Here is a 5,288-nt window from a genome sequence, read left to right on the forward strand (position 1 = left end):
TCTTAAAAAAATATCGGAAGGCCGCATAAACAAAGCGATTATAGAATGGAATAATAATTAAGCTTCACGGATTAAGGATATTGATAAATCTTCCGAACAGGATAGAAATTTCCGAAAGAGAAAAGTGGTTGCTTTATGGAGATATACTAACTATTTATGGCAAAGCCGGAGTTGGCAAGTCACAGCTGCTGGCCTCGAAGACACAGAGTCTTTTAGATGAAGGGCGAATAGGGGTGTTATTAGTAGCAGGCATCTATTTTACCGATGATCCAGTCCATGAGCAGATTATGAAAAACTTAAGACTTGACTACAGCTTTGAAGATCTGATTGATATTTTGGAAACTATCGGTGAAAGAGATAATTGTATCGTACCAATTTTTATAGATGCTCTTAATGAGACATGGAATAGAAAACTGTGGAAATCGGGTCTGCTTGCTATTATAGATAAGATTAAAGAGAACCCTATGGTTAAATTGATTCTATCCTATCGACCAGAATATGAAAAGCTGATTTTGCCGGATTCCTTTCTGGAAGGTCGGGGAGATATTGTAACCATGCTGCATAGAGGTTTTGAGGATAACAGTATCTCAGCGGCAAGTGAGTTCCTGAATCACTATAATATCCCATTTACACCACTGGAATATTTTGGCTATGAAATGTCAAATCCGCTTTTCCTTACTCTGTATTGCAAAACATACAATGGTGAAGAGGTTAGTTTACCTATATTGTATGATCGAGTGATTAAAGACGCCAATAGCAATATTTCCCGGGTTCTCAGAGTGGAATTGAGGCAAAAAGGGTATACAGAGGATGATGATATTTTAAGTCCGCTTATTATGGAAATTGCGGAATGGTTAGTATCACATGATGAAAGATCTATTTCTCAGAAGGATTTGGCACAGCTGTTTTTTTGGATTGAATATGGATTGAACGTGGTACCTTTTGTACGTCATCTTGTAAAGGAACATATTCTTCATGATTCCATTTTTGATGGAAAGGAAACACTATATTTTGCTTTTGATCAGATGAATGACTATTACTGCGCAAAAGCAATTATGAAAAAGTGCCAATCGAAAGATGAAGTTCGTAGATATCTATCCGAGAAAATTCTGGGAATAAAGAATGGGGAAATGGGTAATTCCTGGAACATTGATTTGTTTGTAAATGCCTGTGCATTATATGCAGCAAAGTATGGTGAAGAGTGTACTGACATAATTGATGACCTGGAAAACTCCGATGATAAATGGCAGGTTTTCTCAAGGTATATTGATTCTTTTCAATGGCGGGATACTCGGTATATTCCAACAAGCCATTTTAGAGATTTATTGAAAAAATATCCTTGCAATCCGGAAGACTTGTGGCCGATGCTGATTGGAAATAGCGTGAAAGTTTCACATCCATTTAATGCGGATTTTCTGCATCACTTTCTCTTAAGTTATAAGCTAAATAAGAGAGATTACCTCTGGACAATTTATGTAAATGAACTAACAGAGGATGATAATAACAGAATAGTACAACTTATTCAGATGTATGACAAAGGAGAAAAACTCAAAATATCAAATGAAAAGCAGATGGAGCTGCTTTTGACCTTGTTCGGATGGCTTTTGACTTCATCCAATCGATGGCTGAGGGATTATACGTCAAAAGCAATGATAGAAATTCTGAAGGAGCATTTTCATCTATGTCAGATTATTCTTGCGAAGTTTAAGAAAGTAAATGATCCTTATATAATTCAGCGTCTATATGGAATTGTGTTTGGCGCCTGCTGTAAGAGGATAGATACAAAGAGCTTTCAGACATTAGCAGAGTATGTTTATCATACCGTGTTTGATCAAGAAAAAGTATATCCTGATATTTTGCTAAGAGATTATGCCAGGTTGATTATTGAGCGATTTCTGTACGAGGATCCAGAATATACTGGTATGATAGATAGAGAGAAAATTATACCTCCATATAATTCTGACCCTATACCGGAAATAGAGGATCAACACTATCTGGAGAAAGAATATAATGGAGCAATGTATTGGCTGATGCATTCGATGCGTTTTGAAGGCATGGGAATGTATGGAGATTTTGGCCGTTATGTTTTCCAGAGTGCTCTTCATAACTTTGATGTGGATGACAAGAAGATATTTAATTATGCTGTCTATTACATTCAGACGGAACTAGGGTTTTCCGAAGAATATTTTGAAGAACATGACCAGCATTGTGGCGGCTATGGTAGAAATCAGACCATTAAGATTGAAAGAATTGGGAAAAAGTATCAATGGATTACAATGTATAATATGCTGGCTCGTATTTCTGATCATTGCAAGATGATTGACTCTTGGAATTATTCAGAGGAAGAAGGTGTTCAATTTGAAGGGGCATGGGAGCTTTATGTCAGAGATTTTGATCCAACTTTGAATCAAAACTTTATGACGTGTGATGCTGCACCAAAATTCGATGTATTGGATGAGCTTCCAGCTAAGGGAAAAGAAGAAAATAAAACTGCTGATATTTCTACGGCGGATGCACAGCAGGTCTGGCTTGAGACAAAGGGAATCTTTTTCGATGGGTTGAAGGATACATTGATTTTGACCGATCATCATGGGATAAAGTGGATATGCTTGACGAAGTACTGTGACACAGGGCGTAAAGACCTGAATACAGAAAAACTACTGGTATGGAGCTGGTTATATGCTTATTTCGTCAGTCCGGAGCAGGCAGATGAGCTCTTCCGATGTGATGGAAACGGGCAATCCGTTATTACGCGTGATACAGCATCCCACCATGAACCATCTTCTGTTTTTAACAGAGAATATCCCTGGTCACCGAGTTGCAAGGAATTAAATGCATACGCTTGGGTGGATGCGCAAATTAAAACCGGCGGGTATGAAACAGTTAAAGAGATAATAGAAGTTCCGGATATTTCTCTGATAGAGGCCTTATTTTGTGAACATGGTGGTTGGGTTGAAGACAAAGAGCAGAAAGAGGAAGAGGTTGCGGAAGACAGGGAAGAGGATTTTGAAATTCCAGCGATTCAGTTCAAAGAGAGAATCAGAAAACGAGAAATTGAGAAAGAAATTGGTAAAATACTTCATGCAACAACAGATTTGTTGTGGGAAGCAGAATACGATGCAACAAAAGAGAATGCAATTTCTCAAAGTCTGCCGTGTTCCAAACTCATCGAAACAATGAGCTTGAGACAACAACAGGAAGATGGGTTTTATTATGACTCTAATGGAATACTGGCAGCTTTTGATACGGATTTAACTCAAAAAGTTAACAGTGTTGTTGTTCGGAAGGATATCTTGGATACTTTCCTCAGCAAGACCGGGATGAAGCTTGTTTGGTTGGTAGATGCCGAAAAAGAAATTCACGCTGGGGATTATTCTATTACAAAGTGGAGTGATTGGGAGGCTGTATTTATCTATGAAGGAGATGGCATAGCAGGTGAAATCCATAGACTTCAAGGCAAAGAAAGCTAAAAGAAATGAAGAAACAAGTGTAAAGAATCAAATAATTATGATTTATAAATTGAAGTGAGAAAAAACACATGGCAGAGAATCAGCAACAGGACGGAAAGAATCCTAGCATAATGAGGAGTTAAAATTGTATTGTAGTTTTGTAAATGTTCAGGGTGGTAAGATAGATATGGGATACATTGATTTGTGACAACAGTGTTGACACAAGTTTGAAAGGTGGTAGATTTTGATGAAAAATGAAATCTCAGCAGCAGGTAATCTCATCCAGATTATTAGTCAATCAAGGCAGAATGCACTGAAAAAGGTTAATGAAGAGTTGATTCAGATGTATTGGAAAGTGGGAGAATACCTGAGTACGGAATCCACGAAAGTATCATTTGGGGATGCTTATATAGATACAGTCGCAGAAGAGGTTCAAAATGCTTTTCCTGGAATTAAAGGATTTAACAGGCGTGGTCTGTATCGTATGAAAAAATTTTATGAAACTTATGCAGATGACTTATTTGTGACAACACTGTTGTCACAAATAAGTTGGTCAAACCATCTGGCTATCATTTCAAAAGCGAAAACACCCGAAGAGCGTCATTTTTATATAACACTTTGTATAAAAGAAAATTATTCTGCACGAGAACTATCCCGCCAGATTGACAGTGGATATTATGAACGATATATGTTATCCAAGGAAAAATTGTTACCTGAGCCGATAAAAGGACTGAAAGAAAATCCATTTCTGGATTCTTATGTGATAGAATTTTTGGATTTACCATCTAACTTTAAGGAACCTGACCTAAGAAAAGGTCTGATCAAAAATATGAAGGATTTTATTCTGGAGGTTGGAAGGGACTTTACGTTTATTGATGAAGAATTTAGAGTCCAGGTTGGCGGTGAGGATTATAAAATCGATTTGCTGTTCTTTCATCGGGGATTACAGTGTCTTGTGGCGTTTGAATTGAAAATTGGGAAATTTAAGCCAGAATATATATCGAAAATGGATTTTTATCTGGAAGCGCTAGATCGACAGAAGAAAAAGGAAAACGAGAATCCCAGTGTTGGAATGATATTGTGTGCATCTAAAGATGATGAAGTGGTTGAGTATGCTATGAGCAGAACATTGTCTCCAATGATGGTTGCAGAATATCAACTCCAATTGCCGGATAAGAATATACTGCAAAAGAAATTGCAGGAATTGATCAATATGCCTTTATTAGAAGATGAGTAAGTATTGGTATTTATAAATACGGTATGAAGCTGATCTTTAATATACCGCTTAAAGTGCCAGATAGAACTTTAAATGGCACTTTAAAAGATAAATATTGTCCGTGATTGAAAATGTATTTATACAATATAGCTGGAGATTGCAGAGAAGACAAAAGACTCAAAGAGAACAATAAAGCGCCTTATGAAAGCAGTTGTTGATAAAGATATGATAGAGTACGTTAACGGACTGAAAATGAGGAAACGGGTTGAATGCTAAAGATGTAGAGTCAGAAATCCCGCATTGGGATTTGGGAAGAGATGTAGCCCAAACAGTGAAATTACAGATAGATTTGCTTTTGAACTACATTGTAAAATCAGTGAAAAACAAAGAAGAAAGACGAAACAGGTACTTGTTTCCGTTAAAGTACCTGCTTTGTTATGTAGAGAATTCCGGACTTCAGAATATTCTAAAAATGGATGCGGATCAAGAAGCGGAATTTGCCTTGCTGTTAAGAACGCAGATGGGTGAATCTAATGTAAATGCTACGTAAACGGTAGATAGTGCGTACCTCGACTATGAGGGCAAAGTGTGTGACAATAGACTATATTTCTATCATGAGTATC

Annotated in this window: 3 protein-coding genes; all 3 read left to right on the plus strand. The window is 37.1% G+C overall.

Going from position 1 to position 5,288, the window contains the following annotated elements; genetic code table 11:
• Positions 1 to 128 precede the first annotated feature (128 nt).
• The 3 genes from NFS31_RS26035 to NFS31_RS26045 all read left to right on the plus strand — a co-directional run bounded on the left by NFS31_RS26035 (position 129) and on the right by NFS31_RS26045 (position 5,215).
• Positions 129 to 3,470, plus strand: a complete 3,342-nt coding sequence (locus tag NFS31_RS26035) for an NACHT domain-containing protein (protein WP_251501798.1) — start codon at positions 129 to 131, stop codon at positions 3,468 to 3,470.
• A 226-nt stretch (positions 3,471 to 3,696) separates the two neighbouring features.
• Positions 3,697 to 4,686, plus strand: coding sequence for a PDDEXK nuclease domain-containing protein (locus NFS31_RS26040; protein WP_160260287.1), 990 nt, complete (start codon positions 3,697 to 3,699; stop codon positions 4,684 to 4,686).
• A 244-nt stretch (positions 4,687 to 4,930) separates the two neighbouring features.
• Positions 4,931 to 5,215, plus strand: a complete 285-nt coding sequence (locus NFS31_RS26045) for a hypothetical protein (protein WP_251501801.1) — start codon at positions 4,931 to 4,933, stop codon at positions 5,213 to 5,215.
• Positions 5,216 to 5,288: the final 73 nt, after the last annotated feature.

This window comes from Otoolea muris (genome assembly GCF_943193115.1).
Taxonomy (GTDB): Bacteria; Bacillota; Clostridia; order Lachnospirales; family Lachnospiraceae; genus Otoolea; species Otoolea muris.

Bases quoted from the DNA above. Each gene is read 5' to 3' on its own strand.
- NFS31_RS26040 (WP_160260287.1), top strand. From the start codon at position 3,697: ATGAAAAATGAAATCTCAGCAGCAGGTAATCTCATCCAGATTATTAGT.